Source organism: Brevibacterium casei CIP 102111 (assembly GCF_900169275.1).
Classification (GTDB): Bacteria; Actinomycetota; Actinomycetes; order Actinomycetales; family Brevibacteriaceae; genus Brevibacterium; species Brevibacterium casei.
This window is the reverse complement of sequence record NZ_FXZC01000002.1, coordinates 477,484-502,187: the sequence shown is the minus strand read 5'-3', so window position 1 is coordinate 502,187 and position 24,704 is coordinate 477,484. Positions and strand designations below refer to the sequence as shown.

22 protein-coding genes and 1 other RNA gene are annotated in these 24,704 nt (G+C 67.7%); 13 read left to right on the top strand and 10 right to left on the bottom strand.

Translation table 11 applies throughout. The features are described from left to right. Positions 1 to 908: 908 nt before the first annotated feature. The 6 genes from BC102111_RS05935 (at position 909) to BC102111_RS05910 (ending at position 5,480) form a co-directional block, all read left to right on the top strand. Positions 909 to 1,736 carry a hypothetical protein gene (locus tag BC102111_RS05935; protein ID WP_101623798.1) on the top strand — a complete coding sequence of 276 codons (828 nt, stop codon included), beginning with the start codon at positions 909 to 911 and terminating at the stop codon, positions 1,734 to 1,736. Between the two features lie 81 nt (positions 1,737 to 1,817). Continuing rightward, positions 1,818 to 2,795: a DUF5996 family protein gene (locus BC102111_RS05930; protein ID WP_180960580.1), complete on the top strand. Its 978-nt coding sequence runs from the start codon at positions 1,818 to 1,820 to the stop codon at positions 2,793 to 2,795. A gap of 30 nt (positions 2,796 to 2,825) precedes the next feature. Then, entirely contained in the window at positions 2,826 to 3,365 is a 540-nt protein-coding gene (locus tag BC102111_RS05925; protein ID WP_146001397.1) for an ion channel, read from the top strand. Further along, the gene (locus BC102111_RS05920; protein WP_101623795.1) at positions 3,362 to 4,573 is read left to right on the top strand and encodes a chloride channel protein; all 1,212 of its coding nucleotides are present in this window, start codon (positions 3,362 to 3,364) and stop codon (positions 4,571 to 4,573) included. Before BC102111_RS05925 ends, BC102111_RS05920 begins: the two co-directional genes overlap by 4 nt. Before the next feature lie 144 nt (positions 4,574 to 4,717). Further along, a complete protein-coding gene (locus BC102111_RS05915) occupies positions 4,718 to 5,047 on the top strand; it encodes a nuclear transport factor 2 family protein (protein WP_101623794.1) in 330 nt (109 codons plus the stop codon). 19 nt (positions 5,048 to 5,066) lie between these two features. Beyond that, positions 5,067 to 5,480: a RidA family protein gene (locus tag BC102111_RS05910; RefSeq protein ID WP_101623793.1), complete on the top strand. Its 414-nt coding sequence runs from the start codon at positions 5,067 to 5,069 to the stop codon at positions 5,478 to 5,480. 19 nt (positions 5,481 to 5,499) lie between these two features. On the opposite strand, the gene BC102111_RS05905 is transcribed toward BC102111_RS05910, so the two are convergent. Beyond that, positions 5,500 to 6,861, bottom strand: coding sequence for a uracil-xanthine permease family protein (locus tag BC102111_RS05905; RefSeq protein ID WP_101623792.1), 1,362 nt, complete (start codon positions 6,859 to 6,861; stop codon positions 5,500 to 5,502). 87 nt (positions 6,862 to 6,948) lie between these two features. Next, positions 6,949 to 8,490: a fatty acyl-CoA synthetase gene (locus BC102111_RS05900; RefSeq protein ID WP_101623791.1), complete on the bottom strand. Its 1,542-nt coding sequence runs from the start codon at positions 8,488 to 8,490 to the stop codon at positions 6,949 to 6,951. Positions 8,491 to 8,569: 79 nt separating this feature from the next. Here BC102111_RS05900 and BC102111_RS05895 point away from each other — a divergent pair, with 79 nt between their 5' ends. Together BC102111_RS05895 and BC102111_RS05890 are read left to right on the top strand one after the other, a co-directional pair. Further along, positions 8,570 to 9,403: a Nif3-like dinuclear metal center hexameric protein gene (locus BC102111_RS05895; protein ID WP_176472428.1), complete on the top strand. Its 834-nt coding sequence runs from the start codon at positions 8,570 to 8,572 to the stop codon at positions 9,401 to 9,403. A 13-nt stretch (positions 9,404 to 9,416) separates the two neighbouring features. Continuing rightward, positions 9,417 to 10,145 (top strand): zinc ribbon domain-containing protein, encoded by a 729-nt coding sequence (locus tag BC102111_RS05890; protein ID WP_101623790.1) that lies wholly within the window; start codon positions 9,417 to 9,419, stop codon positions 10,143 to 10,145. A gap of 57 nt (positions 10,146 to 10,202) precedes the next feature. On the opposite strand, the gene BC102111_RS05885 is transcribed toward BC102111_RS05890, so the two are convergent. Continuing rightward, on the bottom strand, positions 10,203 to 10,979 hold the full coding sequence (locus BC102111_RS05885; protein ID WP_180960579.1) for a YaaA family protein: 777 nt from the start codon (positions 10,977 to 10,979) through the stop codon (positions 10,203 to 10,205). A gap of 116 nt (positions 10,980 to 11,095) precedes the next feature. Here BC102111_RS05885 and rnpB point away from each other — a divergent pair. Further along, an RNA gene (gene rnpB / locus BC102111_RS05880) (RNase P RNA component class A) lies at positions 11,096 to 11,462 on the top strand. A 47-nt stretch (positions 11,463 to 11,509) separates the two neighbouring features. Here the strand turns inward: rnpB and BC102111_RS05875 are convergent. The 4 genes from BC102111_RS05875 to map form a co-directional block, all read right to left on the bottom strand. Continuing rightward, the gene (locus tag BC102111_RS05875) at positions 11,510 to 11,911 is read right to left on the bottom strand and encodes a HEPN domain-containing protein (RefSeq protein WP_101623789.1); all 402 of its coding nucleotides are present in this window, start codon (positions 11,909 to 11,911) and stop codon (positions 11,510 to 11,512) included. Continuing rightward, entirely contained in the window at positions 11,911 to 12,366 is a 456-nt protein-coding gene (locus tag BC102111_RS05870) for a nucleotidyltransferase domain-containing protein (RefSeq protein WP_223289869.1), read from the bottom strand. Before BC102111_RS05870 ends, BC102111_RS05875 begins: the two co-directional genes overlap by 1 nt. Before the next feature lie 193 nt (positions 12,367 to 12,559). Continuing rightward, on the bottom strand, positions 12,560 to 13,393 hold the full coding sequence (gene ppgK / locus BC102111_RS05865) for a polyphosphate--glucose phosphotransferase (RefSeq protein WP_009375672.1): 834 nt from the start codon (positions 13,391 to 13,393) through the stop codon (positions 12,560 to 12,562). Continuing rightward, positions 13,386 to 14,300: a type I methionyl aminopeptidase gene (map, locus tag BC102111_RS05860; protein WP_180960578.1), complete on the bottom strand. Its 915-nt coding sequence runs from the start codon at positions 14,298 to 14,300 to the stop codon at positions 13,386 to 13,388. The genes ppgK and map overlap by 8 nt, the downstream gene beginning before the upstream one ends. Before the next feature lie 132 nt (positions 14,301 to 14,432). Here map and BC102111_RS05855 point away from each other — a divergent pair, with 132 nt between their 5' ends. Beyond that, a complete protein-coding gene (locus tag BC102111_RS05855) occupies positions 14,433 to 15,158 on the top strand; it encodes a FadR/GntR family transcriptional regulator (RefSeq protein ID WP_101623786.1) in 726 nt (241 codons plus the stop codon). A gap of 373 nt (positions 15,159 to 15,531) precedes the next feature. Here BC102111_RS05855 and ald read toward each other — a convergent pair whose 3' ends face one another. Further along, a complete protein-coding gene (ald, locus tag BC102111_RS05850; RefSeq protein WP_009375678.1) occupies positions 15,532 to 16,650 on the bottom strand; it encodes an alanine dehydrogenase in 1,119 nt (372 codons plus the stop codon). 374 nt (positions 16,651 to 17,024) lie between these two features. On the opposite strand from ald, the gene BC102111_RS05845 reads away from it, so the two are divergent. Genes BC102111_RS05845 through BC102111_RS05835 form a run of 3 tightly spaced genes read left to right on the top strand, consistent with a single transcriptional unit; the run spans position 17,025 to position 21,629 of the window. Beyond that, positions 17,025 to 17,228 carry a hypothetical protein gene (locus tag BC102111_RS05845; RefSeq protein ID WP_009375680.1) on the top strand — a complete coding sequence of 68 codons (204 nt, stop codon included), beginning with the start codon at positions 17,025 to 17,027 and terminating at the stop codon, positions 17,226 to 17,228. A 3-nt stretch (positions 17,229 to 17,231) separates the two neighbouring features. Next, on the top strand, positions 17,232 to 18,584 hold the full coding sequence (gene glnA, locus BC102111_RS05840) for a type I glutamate--ammonia ligase (protein ID WP_009375682.1): 1,353 nt from the start codon (positions 17,232 to 17,234) through the stop codon (positions 18,582 to 18,584). A 3-nt stretch (positions 18,585 to 18,587) separates the two neighbouring features. Continuing rightward, on the top strand, positions 18,588 to 21,629 hold the full coding sequence (locus BC102111_RS05835) for a bifunctional [glutamine synthetase] adenylyltransferase/[glutamine synthetase]-adenylyl-L-tyrosine phosphorylase (RefSeq protein WP_101623785.1): 3,042 nt from the start codon (positions 18,588 to 18,590) through the stop codon (positions 21,627 to 21,629). Between the two features lie 4 nt (positions 21,630 to 21,633). On the opposite strand, the gene BC102111_RS05830 is transcribed toward BC102111_RS05835, so the two are convergent. After that, entirely contained in the window at positions 21,634 to 23,112 is a 1,479-nt protein-coding gene (locus BC102111_RS05830; RefSeq protein WP_101623784.1) for a mycothione reductase, read from the bottom strand. Between the two features lie 139 nt (positions 23,113 to 23,251). Then, positions 23,252 to 24,676 carry a type I glutamate--ammonia ligase gene (gene glnA / locus BC102111_RS05825; protein WP_009375685.1) on the bottom strand — a complete coding sequence of 475 codons (1,425 nt, stop codon included), beginning with the start codon at positions 24,674 to 24,676 and terminating at the stop codon, positions 23,252 to 23,254. Between the last annotated feature and the right edge of the window lie 28 nt (positions 24,677 to 24,704).

The following is a 24,704-nucleotide window of genomic DNA, read 5'->3' as shown; positions in this document are numbered from 1 at the left end:
ATACATCGAGATTCGGGATCGCGGCCGCGGGGGTGCAATAGCCGATGATGCGCGCCCGCCGGGCAATAGTAGGAGGCGTAGCGTCCCCGCCGTCGCAGAACTCCTGACCAGTACGAACGTTGCTTCCGGTGAGCGACGACCGTGCAGAGTCACGAGGTCGATCACCTGATGATTGGTCGCGATCGTTTCGCGACGTGCGTGCAACTGATGTGGTGGGCCAAGACGCGGGCGACGGGCTCTATGGTTTCGGAAGACCACACGGTGCGGGATTCGACGTATTCCTCAACGGCAAGGTCGAGGCCGCCCTAGCGGGAGACGTGCGAGCCGACCCGCAGGCTCCGCTCGTCGCCGGCATTCCGACCCCGTCAAAGGTATGCCTCGTTCGGCGTCACAGGCCAAATATTCGGCCGATGGACGTGTGGACAGGGGTCGTCGCTTCTCAGGAATTCTTTCCGTACCTGACCGACGAACTGCTCAATGGTACGAGACGGAGGGGTACAGGCGATGTCCATGATCTCGACCCGAGATCGAGAAACGCACTGTCAGGTCCACTTGGCTCTTCAAGACTTCGCCTCCAGTGCCGCGACTGCAGCGCAAATCTTTCCCTGGTTAACGAGCAGTTGCTCCTTCCTGATCACGTGCATTCATCTCTGCGCCATTTGCTTCGAACGGTCGACAGACCGAACCTCGCATCGGTTTGTCACCGGGAAGCGGGTCAGCGTTTCGTTTCCACGTTCTCTGCAAGTCAACATACTGTTGGGCCGCTTTCCAATCTTTCGACCGCGAGGCGGAAAGGACCACCCGCAGACCACACGCTCGAAATGGGCACCCACACCTCTCAGAGCTTTTCTACAGTCGTCAGCTCCCCGCGCCATGCCGGTGAGCCCAGCCGTGATTGAATGAGCACCATGTCCAGACAGCGAGCCGCGAATCCGTCTGATCGTCGGGCCGCGGTCGTCGCTCTGGCCGAAGCCGCACTGACCTGGGAGCCGCGCGATTGGTGGAGGCTCGAAGGCCTGGCCTGGGCCGGAACGAAACGCGTCCCCCTCGCCCAGGCGCAGGTGGCGCCTCCGACCACACTTCATGCGATGACTCCTCCCGGGCGTCCGACCTTCCTGACCGTCCTCAACGGCATCTGGATCATCGCCGCCTTCGTCGGCGGTATCGTCCTCCACATCTTCGGTCTCGCCTTCATCGCCGGGCCCCTGCTGCGCGGCGACGGCGACGTCGTCGACCTCGGATGGGGTGGCCTCTGCTTCGCCGCTGCGGCAGCACTCGCGCTCGTCGATCTGGTGCGCAGCGCCTCGCGGCCGGACTTCGGCGAGGGATCATCCATCGTCGCGGTGCTCTACCTCGTCCCGGCAGTCCTCGCTCTCATCGCGATCGCTGCAGCGGCTGCGATCGGGTCACCCATCCACGGATGGATCGGTATCCTCGGCGTCATCAGCGGACTCGCCATCGGCCTCATCAGCTGGTTCGCCTCCGCCCGGGCACGCCGCAGCAGGAGGACGACTCCGCTCGAACTCCTCGATCGGGCAGTGGAGTCGACCTCTGCGACGACACGCACCCGTGTGCGCTCCGATATCGCCGCCGGGATCGCTGTGCTCGCCGAGCGAGGCCTCATCACCGCTGCCGTTGGGGAACGGGCCGAGGCCGCGGTGCCCGGACACCTGGGTCTCACCATGGCGCCGGAGGTCGCACGGCAGGTGGCAGCACGTCCGGCTGCGAGGGGTTGACGTCTCCGTCACGCACCTTCTAAGTTGATCGCACCTCCCCGTGCCGACGATGGCATGGCACACGAAGAGATCAGGTGAGCGATGGCTTCTGGATCCGCATCAGCATGGCCCACGTTGCGCGTCGACGACTGGACGGAGACACGCGAGTGCCTCCACCAGTGGCTGCAGATCATCGGGAAGATCGAACTCGTCTCCACCACGCTCATCAACCACTGGTGGAACGTCACCTTCGACGTCAGCGCCCGCGGACTGCGCACCCAGATCCTCATGCACCAGAGCGAGCGCACCTTCGACGCCGAATTCGACTTCATCGACAGCGTCTTCGTCCTCCGGGCGAGCACCGGAGACACCGAGACGGTCCCACTGACCTCCCAGTCGGTCGCCGACTTCTACCACGCGGTCATGGCCGCCCTGCTCAAGCTCGGGGTGCCCTGCACGGTGTGGGCGTGGCCGAACGAACTGCCCCACGCGACCCCGTTCGCTGAGGACACCCGCCCCCGCACCTACGACCCTGAGTCCGCGCGCCTGTGGTGGCGGCAGCTGCAGCGGATCGAGAAGGTCTTTGCGTACTGGCGGGCCGGGTTCGCCGGAAAAGCGAGTCCCGTCCAGCTCTTCTGGGGGTCGATGGACCTCTCTGCGACCCGGTATTCGGGACGGACGGCACCGCCGAGCCATGCTGCACCCCCGAACTGCCCGCCCTGGGTGATGGCCGAGGCCGAAGACAGGGAGAACGTCGCGGTGGGATTCTGGGCCGGCGGCAGTGATGAGGGTTCGTTCTATGCCTACGCCTATCCGGCACCCGAGGGCTACTACGACGGCACTCTCACCGCCGGCGGCTACGATTCGACGCTGGGGGAGTACCTCCTGCCCTACGCCGATGTCCGCACCGCCGCTGACCCCGAGGCGACGCTGCTCACCTTCCTCGACGAGGTCTACGCACGCGCCGCCGACCTCGCCGACTGGGACCGCAAGCTGCTCGAGGTCGACCAGGACCGGCTCATCAGATATCTGCCCCCGGCCGATCTCTCAGCCCACGACCACGGTGCGAATCCCGCCTAACGCACCCCGCAGCCTGCGTACAATCAACGTGTGAACGGCACCCCCTCCGACGATCATCCCCCTCCCCGCCGACTCCGACTGAGGTCGGCCCGTATGCGCGTGCTCGCAGCAATGCTCGGCCCGGTCGCTGTCCTTGCGCTCTACTTCACCGTGCCCCTGGCCAGCTCCGAGATGGGCGCCGTCGGGCGAATCATCGCCACGGCCGCAGCGCTCTCAGTGCTCGGCTTCGCCCTGCTGTGGCTGCGCCGGCACGACACGAACCTTCCTCTGCTCATCCTCCTCTTCGTCCTCGTCGCCGCGATCTTCTCGGCGGTCTTCTTCGTCATCGCGGTCAACCGTCCCGGCGAGTTCGACGGCATCACCACCCGCATCGACGCGCTCTACTTCACGCTGACGACGATGACGACGACCGGGTACGGCGACATCACCGCCGTCGGGCAGGTCGGTCGGGTCCTCGTCTCCGCGGTCTTCGTCTTCGATCTCGTCTTCCTCGGCCTCATCGCCGCTGAGCTCTCCCGACTCATGTCCCGCCGACGCCGAGGCGACGCTGACCCTGAAGACGCACCGTGAGTTCCCGATTCGCCGGGGTGACCGGGCGCCTTGCCCTTCTCGCCCTCGTCTACGGGGGCATCGCCGGTCTCGTCGCCGCCCTCGTCTTCGCCGGGATGACCTGGCTGCAGGAGATCGTCTGGGGAGCCTCCGGTTCCCTGCTCGGGAACACCCCGCTTCAGATCGTCCTCACCATCCTCCTCGGCGGGATCCTCCTCATCGTCCTCGACCGTGCCGCCCCGACCGAAGACCTCCAGACCCTGCTCGAGCAGTCCCGCGACCCGGATGCCCTGCCTCGGCGGGCGGTGGCGACGACCGCACTCTCAGCGATCGTCGCCGTCGCCTTCGGGGGAGCGATCGGCCCCGAAGCCGGCATCATCGCCGTCGTCGCCCAGCTCTCGACGATCGTCGCCCACCTCATCGGCGAGGACGTCGAGATGCGAAAGACGATCGGGCAGGCCGGCAGTGCCGGTGCCCTCGGCGGGTTCTACGGGTCACCGCCGGGAGCCGCCGCCATCGACGGGGACGAACTCGGTCCGAGCAAGGCCCTGCAGTTCGCCGCTGCACTCGCCGGTTTCTTCGTCTTCCTCGGGGTGACGAAGCTCGTCACCGGGGGAGGAGGCGCACAGATCACCCTGCCGCCGGTCGACGCGGGCTACGCGGATCCGTGGCTGCTCGGAGTCGCCGTCGTCGCGGCGGCGGCCGGTCTGGCCTTCCGCGGACTCCACCACGGGCTCGAGCGCCTCACCGACCGGCTGCGCCGACCGTGGCTGATCATCGGCCTCGGCACCATCGTCTTCGCCCTGCTGGCAGCGGTCGTGCCCCTCGTCCGGTTCTCCGGGCACCACGAACTCCACGATCTCCAGGTCCTCACCGAGACCGGAGCGTGGGCGACGCTGCTCGTCGTTGCCGTGGGCAAGATCGTCGCCGTCGCCGTCTGCTTGGTCAGCGGGTGGCGCGGCGGCGAGTTCTTCCCGCTCGTCTTCATCGGCTCCGCGATCGGCGGGGCCGTCGCCGTCGGCGTCCCCGGACTCGAGATCGGTGCCGCCATGGCCACAGGCATGGCCGCGACCGTCGCCGTCGGATGGAAGCGCCCCCTTGCCGTCCTCCTCATCCTCATCCTGCTCATCGACATCCCCGTGGCACTGCCTCTCATCATCGGCGCCGGCGTCGGATTCCTCGTCAACCTCCTTGGCCGAAAGCGCCCGGTCGAGGCCGAAGCGGCCTGAAGGCGCAGAACGATCGACTGCCCTGGCAGATCCCACCGAATCGCGTCTGCCTGTTGTCATCGGCAGGATATGTTGCCATGATCACACCAGGTGCGTGGGATCCCCCGCACCTCCGTGCACCACCCACGCAGGAGGACAACGCCCATGGCCACCTCAGATCTCGCCGCACAGTTCCACACCGCGCTCTCGAACGGCGACGCCGACACGCTCGCCTCCCTCGTCACCCCTGTCGTCACGTTCTCCGGCCCGCTCGCGCGCGCGTCGGGCGCCGAGGACGTCGTCAAGGGCCTGACCGAGATGGGCGCGATGACGACGTCTGACGATGTCGCCGTTCAACTCGCCGACGACGACAATGCCCTCACGTGGTCGGTGCTCAAGACCACTGTCGCCCCGTCGACGCCGGCCGCCACCTGGCTGCGGTTCGAGGGCGGGAAGATCGCGGAGATCCAGACGGTCTTCAACGCCGGTCGGTGACCTCGATTCGGCTCCGACAATGGATGGGCAGCACGACCCGGCAGATGTGCCGGCGGCAGTCGGCGGCTACGCGAACGCCGTTGAGGTTCCGGCCAGCCGTCGATTGCTCTTCATCAGCGGCCAGATTCCCGAGACTCGGGAGGGCGAGGTTCCCGACGACGTCGAGGATCAGTGCAGGCTGATCTGGCAGCACATCACCTCTTGCCTACGATCAGCGAACATGAACGTCACCGATCTGGTGAAGGTGACGACGTACCTCAGCAGCAGAGATCTCGCCGCAGTGAATACACAGGTGAGGCTCGACGTCCTGGGCGACCACCGTCCGGCGCTCACGGTGATCATCGCCGGGATCTTCGATCCGAAATGGAAGCTCGAGATCGAAGCGGTGGCGGCTGCGGCATCCGAGTGTTCTCCGGTGCCGCGGTCAGGGTGACGACTGCGCCAGACGGTCTTCAACGCCGGTCGGTGACCTCCGGCTGGCCCGCCTCGGCGGCGGAGTTGGGGATCGTTGCCGTGCCCCGCCACTTCGCGATCGCCCGCATCACCTGATAGATGACGATCGCCGAGGCGGTGCCCAGAGCGATTCCCGCGAACTCGAGCCCCGCCGGGGACCACGTGTAGTTCGCGATCGCGACGATGAGCGAGACGGCAGCGGTGTTGAGGTTGATGGGGTTGAAGAAGTCGACGCGGTTCTCCACCCAGATGCGCACGCCGAGGAGGCCGATCATCCCGTAGAGGACCGTCGCCGCTCCGCCGAGGACGCCCGGAGGGATCGTCGCGATGATCTCGCCGAACTTCGGCAGCAGGCTGAGGATGAGGGCGATGATCGCCGCACACAGGTAGGCGGCCGTCGAGTAGATCTTCGTCGCTGCCATGACGCCGATGTTCTCCGCGTACGTCGTCGTCCCCGACCCGCCGCCGGCTCCGGCGATCGTCGTCGCCAGGCCGTCGGCGAAGAGCGCGCGCCCGGTGAGTCCGTCGAGGTCGCGGCCGGTCATCGCCGCCACCGACTTCACATGCCCGATGTTCTCCGCGACGAGGACGAGGACGACGGGCAGGAAGAGCCCGAGGTAGCCGAGGTCGAAGGCCGGGGCATGGAAGGTGGGCAGCCCGACCCATGCCGCGGTCTCGACGGTCGAGAAGTCGACCTCACCCTGGACGAGTGCGGCTCCGTACCCGATGAGGACGCCGATGAGGATCGAGAGCCTGCCGAGCATACCTCTGAAGAGGACGGAGGAGACGATGATGGCGGCGATCGTGATCACCGCGGTCAGAGGTGCCTGCTGCACCCAGCCCCATGCGGCGGGGGCGAGGTTGAGCCCGATGAGGGCGACGATGGAGCCGGTGACGACCGGCGGCATCGTCACTTCGATCCACCGCACCCCGGCGAAGTGGACGACGATGCCGACGAGGGCGAGGGTGACCCCGACGGAGATGATCCCACCCTGGGCGAGCGCCATCGCCGAGGGGTCGAGCTTCTCACCCGAGGTCGCGGCGAAGCCGGTGACCGCTCCGATGGGGGCGAGGAGACCGAAGGACGAGCCGAGGTAGGACGGCATCATCCCCTTGGTGATGAGCAGGAAGAGCAGGGTGCCGATCGCGGTGAAGAACAGCGTCGTCGACGGCGGGAACCCGGTGAGCAGGGGGACAAGGAACGTCGCACCGAACATCGCGACGACGTGCTGAGCGCCGATCCCGATCGTCCTCGGCCAGGTCATCCGCTCCTCGGGGAGGACGATCTCCCCTGGCCTGATCGACTTCCCGTCGCCGTGGAGTCGCCACGGCCACCCCTTGATGCTGTCCTCAGCTCTCATCCGCAGCCTTCCCATCTCCGTGCGGCCAGCACTCTGGCCCTAGTGCAGTGTATGCGAGGCCGGGCACCGTACCGCGCCCACCGCCGGTCACGCCTCGCGGAGGGAGCGCTTGAGGATCTTCCCAGCGGAGTTCTTCGGCAGCTCGGAGACGAACGCGACCCGTTTGGGCACCTTGAACCCGGCCAACCGGTCCCGGACATGGGCGATGACGTCCGCCTCGGCGATCTCACTGGCGTCGTCGCGGACGACGACGAACGCCGAGATCGCTTCGATCCACTTCTCGTCGGCGATGCCGACGACGGCCACCTCGGCGACTCCGGGCATCTCGAAGATCGCGTCTTCGACCTGTCGGCTGGCCACGAGCACCCCGCCGGTGTTGATGACGTCCTTGACTCGGTCGACGACCTCGACGAAGCCGTCCGCGTCCATCCGCACGAGGTCCCCGGAGTGGAACCATTCTCCGTCGAACGCCTCGGCGGTCGCCTCCGGCTTGTCCCAGTAGCCCGAGCACAGCTGCGGGGAACGGTAGAGGATCTCCCCGAGCTCACCGGGGGCGACGTCGTCACCGGCGGCGTCGACGACCCGCGTCTCGACGAAGAGCACGGCGCGACCGGCCGATCCCGGGTGGGCATCGTGCTCCTCGGGTCGGAGCACCGTGCACAGCGGACCGAGTTCGGATTGGCCGAAGCAGTTGTAGAAGCCGAGCTCCGGAAGGCGCTCACGCAGCTTCGTCAGAACCGGACCCGGCATGATCGATGCCCCGTAGTACGCCTTGCGCAGGCTCTCCAGGTTGCGGGTCTCCAGCTCCGGACTGTTGGCCAGCGCCACCCACACGGTGGGGGCGGCGAAGAACGAGTTGATCTGCCGCTCCTCGAAGAGGGCGAGCAGGTCACCGGGTACGGGCGCGGGGACGATGATGTTGTGCGCGCCGACGGCGAGCAGAGGGAGGAGAAAGACGTGCATCTGCGCCGAATGGTAGAGCGGCAGGGCGTGGACGGCCCGGTCCGTGCCTGAGAAGTCGAGGCTGGTCAGGCACGAGAGGTACTCGTGGACGAGGGCGCGGTGGGTCATCACGGCGCCCTTCGGCGCCGAGGTCGTCCCCGAGGTGTAGAGGAGTTGCGCGATGTCGGCGTCGGTGACGTCGAATTCGTCCGGGGCGGCAGGGTCGATGTCGCTCTCCGAGGCGGGGCCGAGAAGCGAGGACAGGGTCCGCACCTGCCCTGCCGCACCCGAGGGCGTCGCCGTCACCGCGTCTATGAGGTCGTCGTCGGCGAAGACGATCTCGGCCCCGGAGTTGGCGAGGATGTAGTCGAGTTCGTCACCGGTGAGCTGGAAGTTCACGGGCACATGGATGAGCCCGGACCGTGCGCACGCGAGGAAGAGGATGAGGTAGAGGTCGGAGTTCTTCCCGTACGCGGCGATCCGGTCGCCTTTCGCCGCTCCGAGGGCGAGGAGTTCGCGGACGACCGCGGTGACCGCGGCATCGAGTTCGGCATACGACCACGTGCGGTCGGAGAACTCGACGGCGGTGCGGGAGGCGAAACGGCCGGCGCTGCGGGCGATGATGTCGGCGACGGTCGAGGACACGGGCTTCACTGGGGGCGTCGTCTCTGACGCGTGAGTGCTCATGATGCCAATCTAGCGGCCGACGACCTCGGTGAGAAGATTCGTCGCCGAGGAGCGGGGGAGCATCGACTAGGGTGGGCGTATGAGGTATCCGACGGTGAGTGAGTGCGTGGACGTCTTCGACTCCCTGTGGCCGCCTGACCTGGCCGAGGACTGGGACACCGTGGGTCTGGCCGTCGGGGATCCCGACGCCGAGGTGCGTTCGATTCTCCTCGCCCTCGACCCCACCGATGCCGTCATCGCCGAGGCGGTCGTCCTCGGCGCCGATCTCCTCTTCACCCATCATCCGCTCATGCTCCGGCCGGTCAACACGGTGAGCGCCGGCACGCTCAAGGGCGGGGCCGTGCACACGCTCATCACCAACGGGATCGCCCAGTTCAACGCCCACACGAACGCCGACGCCGCGGTCGGAGGCGTCTCCGACGTCCTCATCGGACTCACCGGCGTGTCGGAGTCCGCACCCCTCGTCCCCGACCCCGCCGCCCCGGAGCGCGGCATCGGACGGGTCGGCGACCTCGGCGAGGCGACGACCGTGCGCGACATCGCCCGCACGCTGGCCGAGCGTCTGCCGCGGACGACGACGGGGGTGCGCATCGCGGGCGACCCGGCCGCCGCCGTCACCCGTGTCGCCGTGTGCGGGGGAGCCGGCGATTCCCTCTTCGATGCCGTCCGGTCCAGCGGTGCCGACGTCTACATCACCGCCGATCTCCGTCACCATCCGGCGACGGAGGCCCTCGACACCGCCAATCGCGCCGAGGCGCGGCCGCAGCTCATCGACGTCTCTCACTGGGCCTCGGAGGCCGTGTGGCTGGCGGCGGCACGAGCAGAGCTCGAAGCGGAGTTCGAGCAGCGCGGACTCTCGGTCGCCCTCCAATCGTCTGCCGTCAACACCGATCCCTGGGTCGAACGCTACTGAAAGGGACGTGACCATGATCCTCACCGCCGCTCAGCGCACCACTCTCGACGAGCTCATCGAGCTCACCGCACGGTCGCGGGCTCTGCGTCACGAACACGACCATCCCGTCGACGCCCCGAAGCTCCAGGAACTCATCGACCGGCACAAGGCACTCGGAGCGGAGCGGGACGGTGTTGCAAAGGTCATCGCCGGCCTCGAGGCCGAGACGGCCGAGCTCACGGCGGCCATCGACAAGCAGACGGCGCAGATTGAGAAGAAGACGGCCGAGCTCAACGACGGCACCGGCCTGACCAGCCGCGACCTCGTCCACCTGCAGGAGGAGATCGCCGCCCATGAGGGCCGTGTCGCCGAATTCGAAGAGACCGAGCTGGGGGCGATGGAGCGCCTCGAGGCCGCGCAGGGCGAACTCGCCCGGGTCGAAGCCGACATCACCGCGGTGACCGCAGAGGGCAAAGCCACGCAGACCGGGATCAAGGAGCGCAAGGCGGCGCTGGCCGAAGACCTCGACGAGCTCGGCAGCCAGGAGGCGCAGCTGAAATCGGATCTGCCGCCCGACCTCGTCCGGCGCTTCGAAGCCAATGTCGCCCAGGGTGGTCCGGGGGCCGCGATCATCGCCGGCCCGCACTGTCAGGCGTGCGGTCAGGAGATCAGCGGGATGACCTGGCACGAATGGCTTGCCGAGGACGTCAACGAGGTCCACGCCTGCGAGGAGTGCGAGGCCGTCCTCCTGCGTCGAGGGTGAGCGGGCGCTGCGCTTCAAACGCCGAGGTGTGGGCTCAGTCGACGCTGTAGGGCTGGCTCAGTCGCGGAGGACGATCGTCAGCCCCGCCGGCCGTGACCCGGTCGCGGGAGCGAACTCGACCTCGTAGTGCTCGCCTGCCCGGTCGACGAGGGCATTGATGTTTGCCGGAAGTTCGCGTTCGTCGCGGAGCAGTCGGCCGACGAATTCGCCCCGGTAGAACTTGGCCCAGTGGGAGACGACGCTGCGCTTGGCACCGGTGTCCTTGACCGCTCCGAGCGTGACGACCTGGCTGTTCGGTCCCGGCCACGCGGCGCGGTAGTCGCTCGAGCGGCAGTCGAGGACGACTTCCTCGGACCCGACGGAGAACGACTTCGCGAGGATCGGTTTCCACCACGTCGAGAGGCGACCGAGCTGCCCGAGGTCGGTCTTCATCGCCAGCCGGTACGCGGGAATCGGGTCGAGGCCATTGACCTGGCCGAAGACGGCGGAGAAGACATGGACGTCGCGCAGGCGCTCGGCCATCGACGCATCGGCCTCGGCGGCGGCGACGAGGTCGGCGGCCCCCATCGCCTCGTAGAGGACACCGGTGTAGGTGAGCAGTGCGGGAGCGCACGGCTGGAAGTCGATTGTGACGTTGCGGGCGACATCCTCGGTCAGCGAGGCCCCGACTCCGAGAGCGGTGAGCGCATCCCGACGCTTCGAGACCTTCTTCAGGGCCCCGAGGACCTGCTTGCGCTTGGGGTTGAGATCCGGGGACGACAGCGCCGTGAGGTCGAGCGGATCGCCGCTGGGCGGCGGGGTCTTGCCTTCGGACGGCGGGAGGAGGATCTTCACGCCTCCATCGTATTCGGCGGCCCGGACACGCAGCGAAGCCGTCCATGTCGGATTGGTCACGGGCGGCGGCGACCCGGTGCCGGGGCGGGCCCGCGCGGGTAGACTGACCTGTGAGGACAGGTCACCAGACGGTCGCGGCCCTATGGGCTGAGGAACGTCCGGGCTCCGCAGAGCAGGATGGTGGGTAACACCCACCCGGGGCAACCCGCGGGCAAGTGCAACAGAGAGCAGACCGCCTGTCGACCGCGTCGGCAGGTAAGGGTGAAACGGTGGTGTAAGAGACCACCAGAGTGCCGGGTGACCGGTGCTGCTGGGTAAACCCCATCCGGAGCAAGATCAGACAGACGGCGTTCGAGGCTGCTCGCCGAGCCGTCGGGTGGATCGCTTGAGGCCGGTGGTGACATCGGTCCCAGATAGATGGCCGTCAGTCGAGGAGGGTGACCGACTCGATGACAGAACCCGGCGTATCGGTGGCCTGTCCTCACTCACATCCGGGCCGCAGCGCTGAGCCGAGGCCCTGTTGCCTGTGGTCAGCGCCGCAGCACCACAATGTCCTTCGCCGTCGCGACAAGGGTGCGCGCCCGTCGCACCAGCGTCTCTGCTTTTGCCTCAGACATGAGGCCGGTCCCGTACTCGATCTCGCTCTTTGCGGAAACGAGTTGTCGCAGGCACCGTTCGGCGTCGGCGGCAACGGGCCGACTCCCAAGCACGTCGCGCAGTTCTCGGGCTGCGCGAGAATGGTCCTTCGCCTTTCCCGTCGTTCCTGAAAGCGCAGTGACGATAGCGTCTTTGGCGCAGATTCCAGCATGGACGGCGTCACCGCCGGCTACGGTGAGGCGTTCCAGAACGAGGTTGTCCTCCGCCGAGTCCAGGTACTCCTGCGCCTTTCGCAGGAACAGCCGAGCGGAATTCTGCTGTTCCGACCGCGCCATCAGCCGACCCGCGGCTCGCGATGGGGGAGCGCACCGACGAGCGGAATGCCGTCACGAAGGATATCCCTGACGACGGGTTCGCCTCGTCTGACTGCCGCGTCAAATTCCTCCGGCGTGAAGACGAGAACGTCACATGGGTTGCCCATGCCGGCGTGCACGTGCTGAGCCAGACGGCCGGATTCGTCCCAGTCACTCGAGCCGATGACGGCAAGATCGATGTCACTGTCGGCGCTCGCTGCTCCGGTGGCTGTCGATCCGAAGAGAATGACCGCGTCGACAGCAGTCGTGTCGATGTGCGCTTCGATGACCCCGGTCAGCATGCCGACAGGATCGACGAGCCTGCGGAGCGAGGGCACTGTTGCATGGTCTTCGTTGATCGAGTAGATGATCGACGGCCCCACCGTCGTCTGCTCGACGATTCCCAGCTCGACTAACGCTTTGAGCGCCTGCTGCACAGACCAGAGGCTGTGGTCACCGTCGAGAAGCGAGTGGACCCTGCGACCCGTCGGCTGGGCGCCGGTCCGTAGGAGGAGAGCGAGCACTGCGCCGCGTGCGCCGGTGATCAGTCCTCCGAAGGGCTCGTCGACATTCATGTGACCAGCATACCGATCACGTGACTGGCTGAACAGTCAGATGGGACTGCAGTGCTCAGCCGAGGCCCTTCTTCACCCGCGGCTTGCCGTCGTTGACGGCCAGTATTGCGGCACCGACGATGCCCGCGTTGTTGAACATCTTCGCCGGGCACATCACGGCCCGGGTCGTGATGAGCGGGAGGAACTCGTCGTGGCGCTTCGAGATGCCGCCGCCGACGATGATGAGATCCGGGGCGACGAGCAGCTCGACCTGCGAATAGTACTGCTGCAGCCGCTTCGCCCATTCGTCGAACTCGAGCTCCTCACGGACCTTGACCGACTCCGCTGCCTGCGTCTCCGCGTCACGGCCATTCATCTCGATGTGGCCGAGCTCGGTGTAGGGGACGAGGCGACCCTGCGTGAACAGCGCCGTGCCGATACCGGTGCCCAACGTCGTGAGCAGCACCGTCTTCTTCCGGTACTTCCGTCCGGCACCGAAGACCATCTCGGCCAGACCCGCGGCGTCGGCGTCGTTCATGATGAAGAACTGCCTGCCCATGCGCTTGCGCAGGATCGCCTGGATGTTCGAGCCGATCCAGCTCCTGTCGAGGTTCGCCGCGTAGTGGACCTCGTCGTCGAGGACGACGCCGGGGAACCCGCACCCGAGCGGCAGCGCGTCGAGGACGCCGCGGTCGGCGACGACCTCGAGTTCGAGGGCACGCTCGACGAGGAGGTCGACCACCTCGGCGATGGCATCGGCCACGGCATCCGGGGTGCTCGGCTTCGGAGTGAGCACGCGCACGCGCTTGAACGCGAGCTGGCCGGTCTCCGTGTCGACGAGGGCGGCCTTGATCCCGGTGCCCCCGATGTCGATGCCGATTGCGAAGCGGGCGGGGGTGTCCTCAGTCATCTGCGTCCTTGGGCGTCGGGCCACCGGCGATCGCCGAGGCGGGGTCGGGAAGGGTGAGGATGTCGGCACCGGAGTCGGTGACGACGACGGTGTGCTCGAACTGGGCGGAGCGCTTCCGGTCCTTCGTCACGACCGTCCACGAGTCGTCCCAGACGTCCCATGCCTCGGTGCCGAGGTTGAGCATCGGCTCGATCGTGAAGATCATCCCCGGCTCCATCACCTCGGCGTGGGAGGGGGCGGCATCGTAGTGGGGGACGATGAGGCCGGAGTGGAACTCCCGGCCGACGCCGTGGCCGCTGTAGTCGCGGACGACCCCGTAGCCGAAGCGCTTCGCGTACTTCTCGATGACCCGGCCGATGACGTTGATCTCCCGACCCGGGTGCACCGCCTTGATGCCGCGCATCGTCGCCTCCCACGTCCGTTCGATGAGGAGGCGCGACTCGTCGTCGATGTCTCCGACGGCGAACGTGTAGTTCGTGTCCCCGTGCATGCCGCCGATGTAGGCGGTGATGTCGACGTTGACGATGTCGCCGTTCTCGAGCACGGTCGAGTCGGGGATGCCGTGGCAGATGACCTCGTTGACCGAGGTGCACACGGACTTCGGGAAGCCGCGGTAGCCGAGCGTCGACGGGTAGGCGCCGTGGTCGGCCATGAATGCGTGGGCGACCCGGTCGATCTCATCGGTCGTCACCCCGGGGGCGATGATCTCTCCGACGGCGGCCAGGGCGTTGGCCGCGATGCCGCCGGCGACGCGGACGCGCTCGATCTCCTCGGGCGTGTACTGGTCGCCGCCGCGGCCTTCGTCGGCGTCGGCGCGCCCGACGTACTCGGGTCGGGTGATCGAAGCGGGGACCTGACGTTCGGGGGAGAGCGTTCCGGGCGTGATGAGGCGAGGATGGGCTGTCATGATGGTCACGATTCTAGAGCCCCGGCGCATCGAGAATCCACTGACGAGCACCCCACCGACGTCCCGCCTCGGCGGTGGGAAAGCTTAGACTCGGAGAAGACACAGGACCGGGAGAGCGAAAGTGGAGGTGCGATGAGCGAGCGGCCTGACCTGCCCGGCAAGGAGTTCTCCGGGCTGAGCGAGGTCGTCAGCCTCACGAGCGCCCCGCAGCAGATCGCCGACCACATCCTCTCCGGCATCGCGGTCGGCGCCCTGCCCGAGGGCACGCTGCTGCCGGGGGAGCGTGCGCTGGCAGCCGACCTCCAGGTGTCGCGATCGAGTGTGCGCGCCGCCCTTGAGCGCCTCGAGCGGCTCGGCGTCGTCGAACGCCGTCGCGGTCGTGGCGGCGGCACTTTCGTCGCGAGCGCCGCACCAGCGACCCTCGCCCCGATGGCCGAGAGGATCGAGGAGTTCCACGCCGAGCGGCGCAACCTCCTCGACGCCCGCGCCGTGTTCCAGAACAGTCTCGCCGCGACCGCGGCGCTGCGCCGCACCGACGACGAGCTCGACGAGCTCCGTGACCTCGCCGAGGCGTACTCCGAACGCGCCGAGGCGTCGGCCGCCCGCACGGCCGACGCCCGGTTCCACTTCGCGATCGCCCGGGCCGGACACAACCCCGAGCTCGTGCGCATCGCCATCGACATCGACACCCGCATCAACGCCGGTTTCCGCCACGACCCGTTCTCCCACGAGCTCTTCGATCGGGCCGTCATCGACCACGCCGCGATCGTCGAGGCGATCGCCGCCGGAGACGCCGAGGCGGCGGGTCGCCTGTGTGAGGAGCATTTCCGGCAGACGACGATGCGGGAGTCCCGGTAGGCAGCCTCGAGCGTCGACACTGATCGTTCGCGGTCGCGCACGAGACCGTGTGCGGTTGCGCCCGGCAGTCGTTAGCGGTTGTGCACGGCGGCGGCCCTGTAGACGTCCCCGCGGGGACGTTCTCCCTCTCACCCCCTACTTCAAACGGCACGTCCTACCCCAAGCGCGGAAGCGCACCCGAACCGACGCTGCGCACCTGCACTGCCACAACCTCGGCGGGGGAATGCACAACGCACCGTCAGCGTCTGTTCATCCCGGTCTACGGGGTGGAGAAGACGCTGACGGTGCGTTGTGCGCTCGGGTGCCGGTAGCGATCAGCGCTTTAGCGGCATCGAGCGAGAACCGGCCGAGCAGCAACCGGTCGCTCGGTGACTCAGTTCGCGAGCGCGTGTTCGACGGAGACGGCCTGGAGGCCGAACGCCTCGGCGACGTTGTCGTTCGTCACGTGGCCGTTGTGGGTGTTGAGGCCGCGGGCGAGACCGGTGTCGTTCGACAGCGCCTTGTGCCAGCCCTGGTCGGCGAGCTTGACGGCGAAGGGCAGGGTCGCGTTCGTCAGCGCGGCGGTCGCGGTGTTCGGCACGGCGCCGGGCATGTTCGCCACGCAGTAGAAGATCGACTGGTGGACGACGTAGGTCGGGTCGTCGTGGGTCGTCGGGTGCGAGCCCTCGAAGCAGCCTCCCTGGTCGATCGCGATGTCGACGAGCACCGAACCGGGCTTCATGCCGGCGACCATGTCGTCGGTGACGAGCTTGGGAGCCTTCTTACCCGGGATGAGGACGGAGCCGATGACGAGGTCGGCCGTCGAGAGCGACTTCGTGATCTCGTACCTGTTCGACACCTTCGTCGCGATCGCACCGTTGAAGGTCTCGTCGATCTGGCGCAGGCGGGGGATGTTGATGTCGATGACCTCGACGTTGGCGCCGAGGCCGAGCGCCATGCGTGCGGCGTTCGTGCCCGCGACACCGGCGCCGATGACGACGACGTTGGCCTTGTCGGTGCCGGGAACGCCGGAGAGGAGCACACCGCGGCCGCCTTCGGCCTTGAGCAGGCTGTGCGCGCCGACCTGCGTCGAGAGCCGACCGGCGATCTCCGACATCGGAGCGAGCAGGGGCAGGCCGCCGCCGTCGGGTTGGACGGTCTCGTAGGCGATGGCGGTGGTGCCGGCCTCCATGAGCGCCTTCGTCAGCGCCTCATCGGCGGCGAGGTGGAGGTAGGTGAAGAGGATGAGGTCCTTGCGGAGGAAGCCGTACTCCTGCGCGATGGGCTCTTTGACCTTGAGGACCATGTCCCCGGCGGCCCAGGTGCTCGCGGCGTCGGGAGCGATGGTCGCACCGGCTGCGGTGTATTCGTCGTCGCTGATGAATGAGCCTTCGCCGGCACCGGCCTGAACGGTGACCTCGTGACCGCGGGAGACGAGCTCATGGACGCCGGCAGCGGTGATGGCGACCCGGAACTCGTTGTTCTTGACCTCTGTGGGCACTGAAATGCGCATTGGATTCCTTCTCTCATGGCGCCCCGGCAGCGGGGCAGGTCCGGCCGCGCGAGGCAACGGCCGAGGGTACATCTCACTCTAAGCTTCTGAAGGTCTGGGAGGCAAACCTTTACATGCCCATTTCGTGCCGAGTCTTGCGGAATCGGTTGTCCACGATGCGAAAGATTACGGAATGGTTCGATCGACGGCAGCGTCGGGACGCCTCGGCGGGAGACTCCGCCTGCAGTGACACGGGCGGTCAGATGACCGCGTCCAGCTCAATGCCCACAGTCGCCGACACGGCGCCGACACCTCGGCGAACACCCCTGTCAGGAGGCCTGCGAACCGGTAAGCTGACATCGTCAGGGCACCACAGCAACGACGGAAGGCCGGCCATGGGACTGTTCAAGGATATCGACGAGGCGAACTCCAAGTGGTACTTCAACACTGCGACGGGTGAGGTCGAACAGGGTCTCGTCAGTGACTGGACCCACCGGATGGGCCCCTACACCACCGAGGCGGAGGCGCGCGACGCCCTCGAGCAGGCGAAGAAGCGCAACGAGGAGTGGAACGAAGACGACGAGAAGTGGAACGGCTGATCGATGTCGCGACAGGAAGAGTTCGTCCTCCGCACCGTCGAGGACCGTGAGGTCCGGTTCATCCGCCTCTGGTTCACCGACGTCCTCGGCGGACTGAAGTCGGTGGCGATAGTGCCCGCCGAACTCGAGGGCGCGTTCTCCGAGGGCATCGGGTTCGACGGCTCGGCGGTCGAAGGACTCTCCCGGGTCTACGAGGCCGACATGGTCCTCAAGCCCGACCCCTCGACGTTCTCCCTGCTGCCGTGGCGCGGAGAGACCGAGCCGACGGGCCGGATGTTCTGCGACATCCACGTCCCCGGGGGCGAACCGGCCAAGGCCGACCCGCGCAACGTCCTCAAGCGCACCCTCGAGGCGGCGGCGAAGAAGGGCTTCACCTTCTACGTCCACCCGGAGATCGAGTTCTACCTCTTCCGCTCCGGCAACCTTGACTCCGGCAACGGGACCCTCGGTGCGCCCGTGCCCGTCGACACCGCAGGCTACTTCGACCACGTCAACGGCGGCACCGCGAACGACTTCCGCCGCTCGGCGGTGACGATGCTCGAGGCGATGGGTCTGTCCGTCGAGTTCTCCCACCACGAGGCGGGACCCGGGCAGAACGAGATCGACCTCCGCTACGCCGACGCGCTGACGATGGCCGACAACATCATGACGTTCCGGTCGGTGATCAAGGAGGTCGCGATCGCCCAGGGCGTCTACGCCTCGTTCATGCCCAAGCCGCTCTCCGACCATCCCGGCAACGGGATGCACACCCACGTCTCCCTCTTCGAGGGGGAGAACAACGCGTTCTTCGAACCGGGGGCGACCTATCAGCTGTCGAAGACCGGGCGCCAGTTCATCGCGGGCCTCCTCCACCATGCCGCGGAGATCACCGCGGTGACGAATCAGTACGTCAACTCCTACAAACGGCTGTGGACCGGCCACGAGGCTCCCTCGTACATCTGCTGGGGCCACCGCAACCGCTCGGCGCTTGTGCGTGTGCCCCAGTACAACTCGGGCAAGTCGTCCTCGGCTCGCGTCGAGTACCGGGGGCTGGACTCCTCGGCGAACCCGTACCTCTCCTACGCCCTCATGCTCGCCGCCGGGCTCAAGGGCATCGAAGAGGACTACGAACTGCCCGAGGAGGCCGAGGACAACGTCTGGCTGCTCTCGGACACCGAACGTCGGGCGATGGGCATCCGCGCCCTGCCTGCCAGCCTCGCCGAGGCGGTCGAGATCATGGAGGGCTCCGATCTCGTCGCCGAGACGCTCGGTGAGGAGGTCTTCGACTTCTTCCTCCGCAACAAGCGCCAGGAATGGACCGAATACCGGGCGCAGGTGACGCCGTACGAGCTCAGCAAGCACTTCTCGTCGATGTAGACCATGGCTCGGATCACCTCACGGACCCCTGCCGGCTCCACGTCGGCCACCCGCTTCCTCGGCGACATCGACGGGATCGTCGGAGCGCCGCTGGCCACGGATTCGCGGTTGGTCGACCTGCTCGAGGCGACCCCGGACCCGCACCAGGCCGCTCTCGGCCTCCTCCGCGTCCTCGAACAGTGCGAGGACGATGGACGCGCCCTCGTCGAGGCGGTAGGAGCGGGCGGGCCGGACCCCGTCGCCGAGGCGGATCTCGACCGCCCGCTGCTCGCGCGACTGCTTCGGGTGCTCGGCACCTCCGAGGCGATGGTCGATCATCTCGTCCGCCACCCCGACTCGCTGGGCATCCTGCTCAACCGTGCCCCGTATCTCATGATCTCGACCCCGCAGGCCTCGGCGAGCGCCCTGCGCGAGACGCTGCTGGAAAGCGTCGGCGCCGACCCGGATGATCCGGCCCCGGTCGCCGCTCACACCGGCAACGAGGGGATCGCTCGCCTGCGCCGGGCCTACCGGGACGTGCTTCTCGCCCTCATGGCCGACGACCTCTTCGCCGACCAACCCGAGGACATCGTCGACCTCGTCACCGCAGTCCTCTCCGACCTCGCCTCGGCCGCGATGGAGGCGGGCCTGTCCATCGCCCGGGCCGAGCTCGACCCGGACGCGGACGTCCGGATGGCCGTGATCGCGCTCGGGAAGACCGGGGCAAGGGAGCTCAACTACGTCTCCGACGTCGACGTCGTCTTCGTCCTCGCCTCCGAGTCGACCGACGCTCAGCGGCGCCTGGCCACCGAGGTGGCGCAGCGGATGCGCTCGATCCTCTCCGACCCCGGTGCCGAACCGGCGCTGTGGGAGGTCGACACCGCCCTGCGTCCCGAGGGCAAGGCCGGAGCGCTCGTGCGCACGATGTCGGAGTTCGAGCACTACTACGCCGATGTCGCGAAGAACTGGGAGTTCCAGGCTCTCCTCAAAGCGAGGCCCGTCGCCGGCGACTCCGAGGTCGGCACCGCGTTCACCGACACGCTCGGCCCTCTCGTCTGGGAGGCTGCCGGCCGGGAGGGCTTCATCGACGGGATCCGGGCGATGCGCCGTCGAGTCGTCGACCTCATCCCCGCCGCCGAAGCGCCGCGGCAGATCAAACTCGGACGCGGGGGACTGCGCGACGTCGAGTTCTCCGCGCAGCTCCTCCAGCTCGTCCACGGGCAGAGCGACGACGAGATCCGGTCCCCGAACACGCTGCTCGCCCTGTCCGCCCTCGGAGAGCACGGCTACATCGGCCAAGACGATGCCGCAGCGTTCTCCGCGGCCTACCGTTTCATGCGTGTCGTCGAACACCGTGTGCAGATCCCGCGGATGCTGCGCAACGCCCTCATCCCCGACGACGAGGCGAAGCTGCGGACTCTCGCACGCTCCGTCTTCACCTCCGGCACCCGCTCGGGGGAGCGGCTCGAGGAGACGCGCCGGGACTTCGCCAAGCAGGTCACGCGGCTGCACGAGCAGATCTTCTACCGTCCCGTCCTCGACGCCGCCGTCGGCGTCCACGGTGCCGTCGTCGACGCCCATCACCGCGGCACGAGTCTCCAGGCGGCCGCCGATCGGCTCCGCGCCTTCGGCTACCGCGACCCGCAGGGTGCGCTCGGCCACATCAAGTCGCTCACGGCGGGCATGTCGCGCACCGCCCACGTCATCCGGCAGGTCCTGCCGGCGCTGCTCGACTGGTTCTCCGACGGCGTCGATCCCGATGCCGCCCTGCTGTCGTTCCGTCGGCTCACGGACTCCCTATCGTCCTCGGGCTGGTTCCTCAAGATGCTGCGCGACTCCGGGCTCGCCGCGAAGTCCGTCGCCGAGGTCCTCACGCTCTCCGGGTACGCGACGGAACTCCTGCTGCGCCAGCCGGCCGCCGTCGCGTGGCTCGACGACTACCAGAGTCTCCACGCCCGCGACCTCGAGGTCCTCGGCGCCGAGATCGAGGGACTGCTCTCCCGGCACGGCGGGTCAGCGGTGTCGCGGATTCGGGAGACGTACTCCCGGGAGCTGCTGCGCATCGCCCTGCGCGACGTCCTCGACGTCGGCGACCGGGCCGAGGTGCCCGGCGATCTCTCCGACCTCATGGACCTCACGGTCTCCGGTGCGCTGGCGGCCGTGCGTCTCGACCTCGACGAAGAGTCGACGCCGGACTACGAGTTCGCGGTCATCGCCATGGGGCGGTGGGGCGGCCGGGAGATCGGGTACTTCTCCGACGGGGATGCGATGTTCGTCTACCGTGCCCGCGACGAGGACCTCGACGCCGAGGCGCGGGCGAAGCTGAGCAAACACGTCAACAAGGTCGCCCTCCAGCTCACCTCGCGCCTCAAGGCGAGCGAGGGGGCCAAGGGCATCGACCTCGACGCAGACCTGCGCCCCGAGGGCAAGAACGGCCCGCTCGTGCGCACATTCGCCTCCTACCAGTCCTACTACGCGAAATGGTCGGAGCCGTGGGAGGCCCAGGCACTCCTGCGGGCCAGGCCCGTCGCCGGCGACTCAGCGCTGACCGAGGCGTTCACGGCCCTCATCGACCCTCTGCGCTACCCCGAGCAGATGACCGGGAAGGCGCTCACCCAGGTGCGCACCCTCAAAGCGCGGATGGAGGACGAGCGGCTGCCCAAGGGCGCGGACAAGCGCCGACACCTCAAGCTCGGCCGGGGGAGCCTCTCCGACGTCGAATGGACCGTCCAGCTCCTCCAGCTGCGCTTCGCCCATTCGGTTCCGGGCCTGCGGACGACGTCGACGCTGCCGGCCCTCGAAGCCGCGGCGGCCGCGGACCTCATCCCCGCAGAGGACGCCGCGGAGCTCGCCGCCGCCTGGCAGCTGGCCACGAACGTCCGTTCAGCGGTCATGCTCTTCCGCGGGCGCACCGCCGAGTCGTTGCCCGACGAGCACTCCGAGCTCGAAGCCACGGCCCGTCTCCTCGGGTATCCGGCCGGGGGCGGACGGGAGCTCGAGGACGACTACCTGCGTGCGACCCGCCACGCCCGCTCCGTCATGGAGAACCGGTTCTACGAGTTCTGAGGCCTCACCGCGGGGAGAAGTCGAGCCCGAGGAGAGCGTTCTCGATGACCTCGGGCAGGGCAGGATGGATCCAGTACTGCCCGCGGGCCACCTCGTCGGCCGGCTGGTCGAAGGCCATCGCCTGGATCACGGGTTGGATGATCATCGACGCCTCGTGGCCGACGATCTGCGCACCGAGGATGAGCCGGGTGTCCCGGTCGGCGATGATCTTGACGATCCCCGGGTCGTCGGCCATCGCCCACCCGTAGGCGACGTCGGAGTAGCTCTGGACCTTGACGGTGACGTCGTGGCCGGCGGCGCGGGCTTCGTCCTCGGTCATCCCGACCGCGGCCACCTGGGGCGAGGTGAACACCGCCGCGGGTACGGCCTTGTGGCTCGAGCGCGTCAGCGCGGTCTCCGGCGCGGCACCGGGCGCGCCGGCGGCGACGTCGACGGCGAGGTTGTCGCCGACGACGCGCGCCTCGTGGTTGGCGACGTGCTTGAGCTGGTGCTCGGAGCTGATGTCACCGAGGGCGAAGACGCCGGGAACCGGCCTCCCTCCCGCGTAGACCCGCTGGAAGTCATCGACGACGAGCCTGCCGTCGGCGGTCGTGTCGTATCCGACCGCGGCCGCGTCGAGGCCCTCGGTGTTCGGGTGGCGCCCGATGGCGATGAGGACGATGTCGGCCTCGACCGAGGCCGGGATGTCGACATCGTCCATCCGTCCGCTCGGTTCGAGGTCGATCGTCACCGGCGCTCCTTCGCCCTCGCCGAGGCGGTAGGCGGCCGGCTGGGCACCGAGGAGGACCTTGTGGTCGGCGGTGAAGATCTCCGTGAACTCCGCCGAGGCGGTGGCGTCGAAGTCCTGGAGCAGCCGGGGTCCGCGGGCGATGACGGTCACCTCGGTGCCGAAGCTCGAGAGGATATGGGCGAACTCCATCGCGACGACGCCCGAGCCGACGATCGCCAGCCGCTTCGGCTGCTCCGGCAGACGCATGATCGAGTTCGAGGTGACGATCGGATATCCCGGAGTGTCAACCCGAGCGGGATCGAGCCCGGGGGTGTCGGGGATCGTCGGGGCGGCCCCGGCGGCGATGACGATGCGGTCGGCAGTGATCTCCTCACCGGAGTCGGTGACCACGGTCTTCTCGTCGACGAAGCGGACATGTTCGGGGATGACGGTGTTGTTGGGCTGGCGGTCGCTCATCCGGTACTCACGCCCGCCGGCTTCGATCGCGTCGACGCGGGAGAAGATGCGCTCCTGCAGGTCCGACCAGTCGACGCCGGAGAACGAGGCATCGACATCGTAGCGCTTCGCGTGCGCGGCCTCCTCGGCGACGGTGGCCGGATAGACGAACATCTTCGTGGGGATGCAGCCGACGTTGAGGCAGGTGCCTCCGAAATGCCATTCCTCGGCGATCGCGGTCTTCAGCCCCGCGAACCGCTTGTCGAGGAACATGTTCCCCGAACCCGTGCCGATGACCAGCAGATCGTAATGCGCCATGTTCCGTCCTCGCAGGTGGTGGTGTCGATGATGGGTCCCTGCCGATCCGTGCCGAGGGCAACGCGGCAGGGGCGCCACCGGATGAACCGGTGACGCCCCCACTGTATTCCCTCCGGCGATTCTCCCGCCGCGGGTCGGGTCAGATCGAGAAGTAGAGCTCGAACTCGGTCGGGGTCGGACGCAGGCGCGCGACGTCGATCTCGTTCTCGCGCTTGATCCGGATCCAGGTCTCGATGAGGTCGGGCGTGAACACGTCACCGGCGGTGAGGAAGTCGTGATCGCGCTCGAGCTCGTCGAGCGCCTCGTCGAGGGAGGCCGGCACGAGCTTGATGTCCTTGGCCTCTTCCGGGGGCAGCTCGTAGAGGTCCTTGTCGATCGGCTCCGGCGGTTCGATGCGGTTGCGGATGCCGTCGAGTCCGGCCATGAGCTGGGCGGAGAACGCGAGGTAGGGGTTCGACGACGGGTCGGGCACGCGGAACTCGAGGCGCTTGGCCTTCGGCGAGGAGCCGGTCACCGGGATGCGGATGGCCGCGGAGCGGTTGCGCGCCGAGTAGACGAGGTTGACCGGGGCTTCATAGCCGGGGACGAGGCGGCGGTAGGAGTTGATCGTCGGGTTCGTGAAGGCGAGGACGGCGCCGGCGTGCTCGATGAGGCCGCCGATGTACCAGCGTGCGAGGTCGGAGAGACCCGCATAGCCGTTCTCGTCGTAGAACAGGGGCTCGCCGTCCTTCCACAGCGACTGGTGGCAGTGCATGCCGGAGCCGTTGTCCCCGAAGAGCGGCTTGGGCATGAACGTCACCGTCTTGCCGTACTCGTCGGCGGTGTTCTTGACGACGTACTTGAAGTCGAGGAGCTGGTCGGCTGCGTGCTGGAGGGTGTTGAACTTGTAGTTGATCTCCTGCTGCCCGGCGGTTCCGACCTCATGGTGGGCGCGCTCCATCTCGAAGCCGATGGTCTCGAGCGTCATCGACATCTGGTCGCGGATGTCGGCGAACTTGTCCTGCGGGGAGACGGGGAAGTAGCCGCCCTTGTATGGAGTCTTGTAGCCGAGGTTGCCGCCCGGCTCCTCGGCGCCGGTGTTCCAGGCCGCTTCGACGGAGTCGATCTCGTAGAAGCTGTGGCCGGGGGTGTTCTGATAGCGGATCGAGTCGAACATGTAGAACTCGGCCTCGGCACCGTAGTAGACAGTGTCGGCGATCCCGGTCGACTGGAGGTACTTCTCCGCCTTCGCCGCCACCTGGCGGGGGTCGCGCGAATAGGGCTCGTCGGTGAAGGGGTCGACGATCGAGTGGGTGACCACGAGCGTCTTCGCCTCGCGGTAGGGGTCGACGAACGCCGAGGCGACGTCGGCGAGGAGCTTCATGTCCGACTCGTGGATGCCCTGGAATCCCGTGATCGAGGACCCGTCGAAGAGGAGGCCTTCGGTGATCTCGTCCACGCCGTAGGATGCGGCGGGCAGATTGAAGTGCTGGACGACACCGGGGAGGTCGCAGAAGCGGACATCGACGAATCGCACGTCGTTCTCCGCGATGTAGTTGACGAGTTCTTCAGCAGACGAGAACACTTAGGTCTCCTAGTTAGACGAGTGGTCG

Coding starts and splice junctions, on each gene's coding strand:
- ppgK (WP_009375672.1), bottom strand. CDS start 13,393: ATGACTGAGGACACCCCCGCCCGCTTCGCAATCGGCATCGACATCGGG.
- BC102111_RS05895 (WP_176472428.1), top strand. CDS start 8,570: ATGAGGTATCCGACGGTGAGTGAGTGCGTGGACGTCTTCGACTCCCTG.
- BC102111_RS05900 (WP_101623791.1), bottom strand. CDS start 8,490: ATGAGCACTCACGCGTCAGAGACGACGCCCCCAGTGAAGCCCGTGTCC.
- BC102111_RS05890 (WP_101623790.1), top strand. CDS start 9,417: ATGATCCTCACCGCCGCTCAGCGCACCACTCTCGACGAGCTCATCGAG.
- BC102111_RS05915 (WP_101623794.1), top strand. CDS start 4,718: ATGGCCACCTCAGATCTCGCCGCACAGTTCCACACCGCGCTCTCGAAC.
- glnA (WP_009375682.1), top strand. CDS start 17,232: ATGTCGCGACAGGAAGAGTTCGTCCTCCGCACCGTCGAGGACCGTGAG.
- BC102111_RS05845 (WP_009375680.1), top strand. CDS start 17,025: ATGGGACTGTTCAAGGATATCGACGAGGCGAACTCCAAGTGGTACTTC.
- ald (WP_009375678.1), bottom strand. CDS start 16,650: ATGCGCATTTCAGTGCCCACAGAGGTCAAGAACAACGAGTTCCGGGTC.
- BC102111_RS05905 (WP_101623792.1), bottom strand. CDS start 6,861: ATGAGAGCTGAGGACAGCATCAAGGGGTGGCCGTGGCGACTCCACGGC.
- BC102111_RS05830 (WP_101623784.1), bottom strand. CDS start 23,112: ATGGCGCATTACGATCTGCTGGTCATCGGCACGGGTTCGGGGAACATG.
- BC102111_RS05930 (WP_180960580.1), top strand. CDS start 1,818: ATGGCTTCTGGATCCGCATCAGCATGGCCCACGTTGCGCGTCGACGAC.
- BC102111_RS05910 (WP_101623793.1), top strand. CDS start 5,067: ATGGATGGGCAGCACGACCCGGCAGATGTGCCGGCGGCAGTCGGCGGC.
- BC102111_RS05875 (WP_101623789.1), bottom strand. CDS start 11,911: ATGGCGCGGTCGGAACAGCAGAATTCCGCTCGGCTGTTCCTGCGAAAG.
- BC102111_RS05835 (WP_101623785.1), top strand. CDS start 18,588: ATGGCTCGGATCACCTCACGGACCCCTGCCGGCTCCACGTCGGCCACC.
- BC102111_RS05935 (WP_101623798.1), top strand. CDS start 909: ATGTCCAGACAGCGAGCCGCGAATCCGTCTGATCGTCGGGCCGCGGTC.
- map (WP_180960578.1), bottom strand. CDS start 14,300: ATGACAGCCCATCCTCGCCTCATCACGCCCGGAACGCTCTCCCCCGAA.
- BC102111_RS05855 (WP_101623786.1), top strand. CDS start 14,433: ATGAGCGAGCGGCCTGACCTGCCCGGCAAGGAGTTCTCCGGGCTGAGC.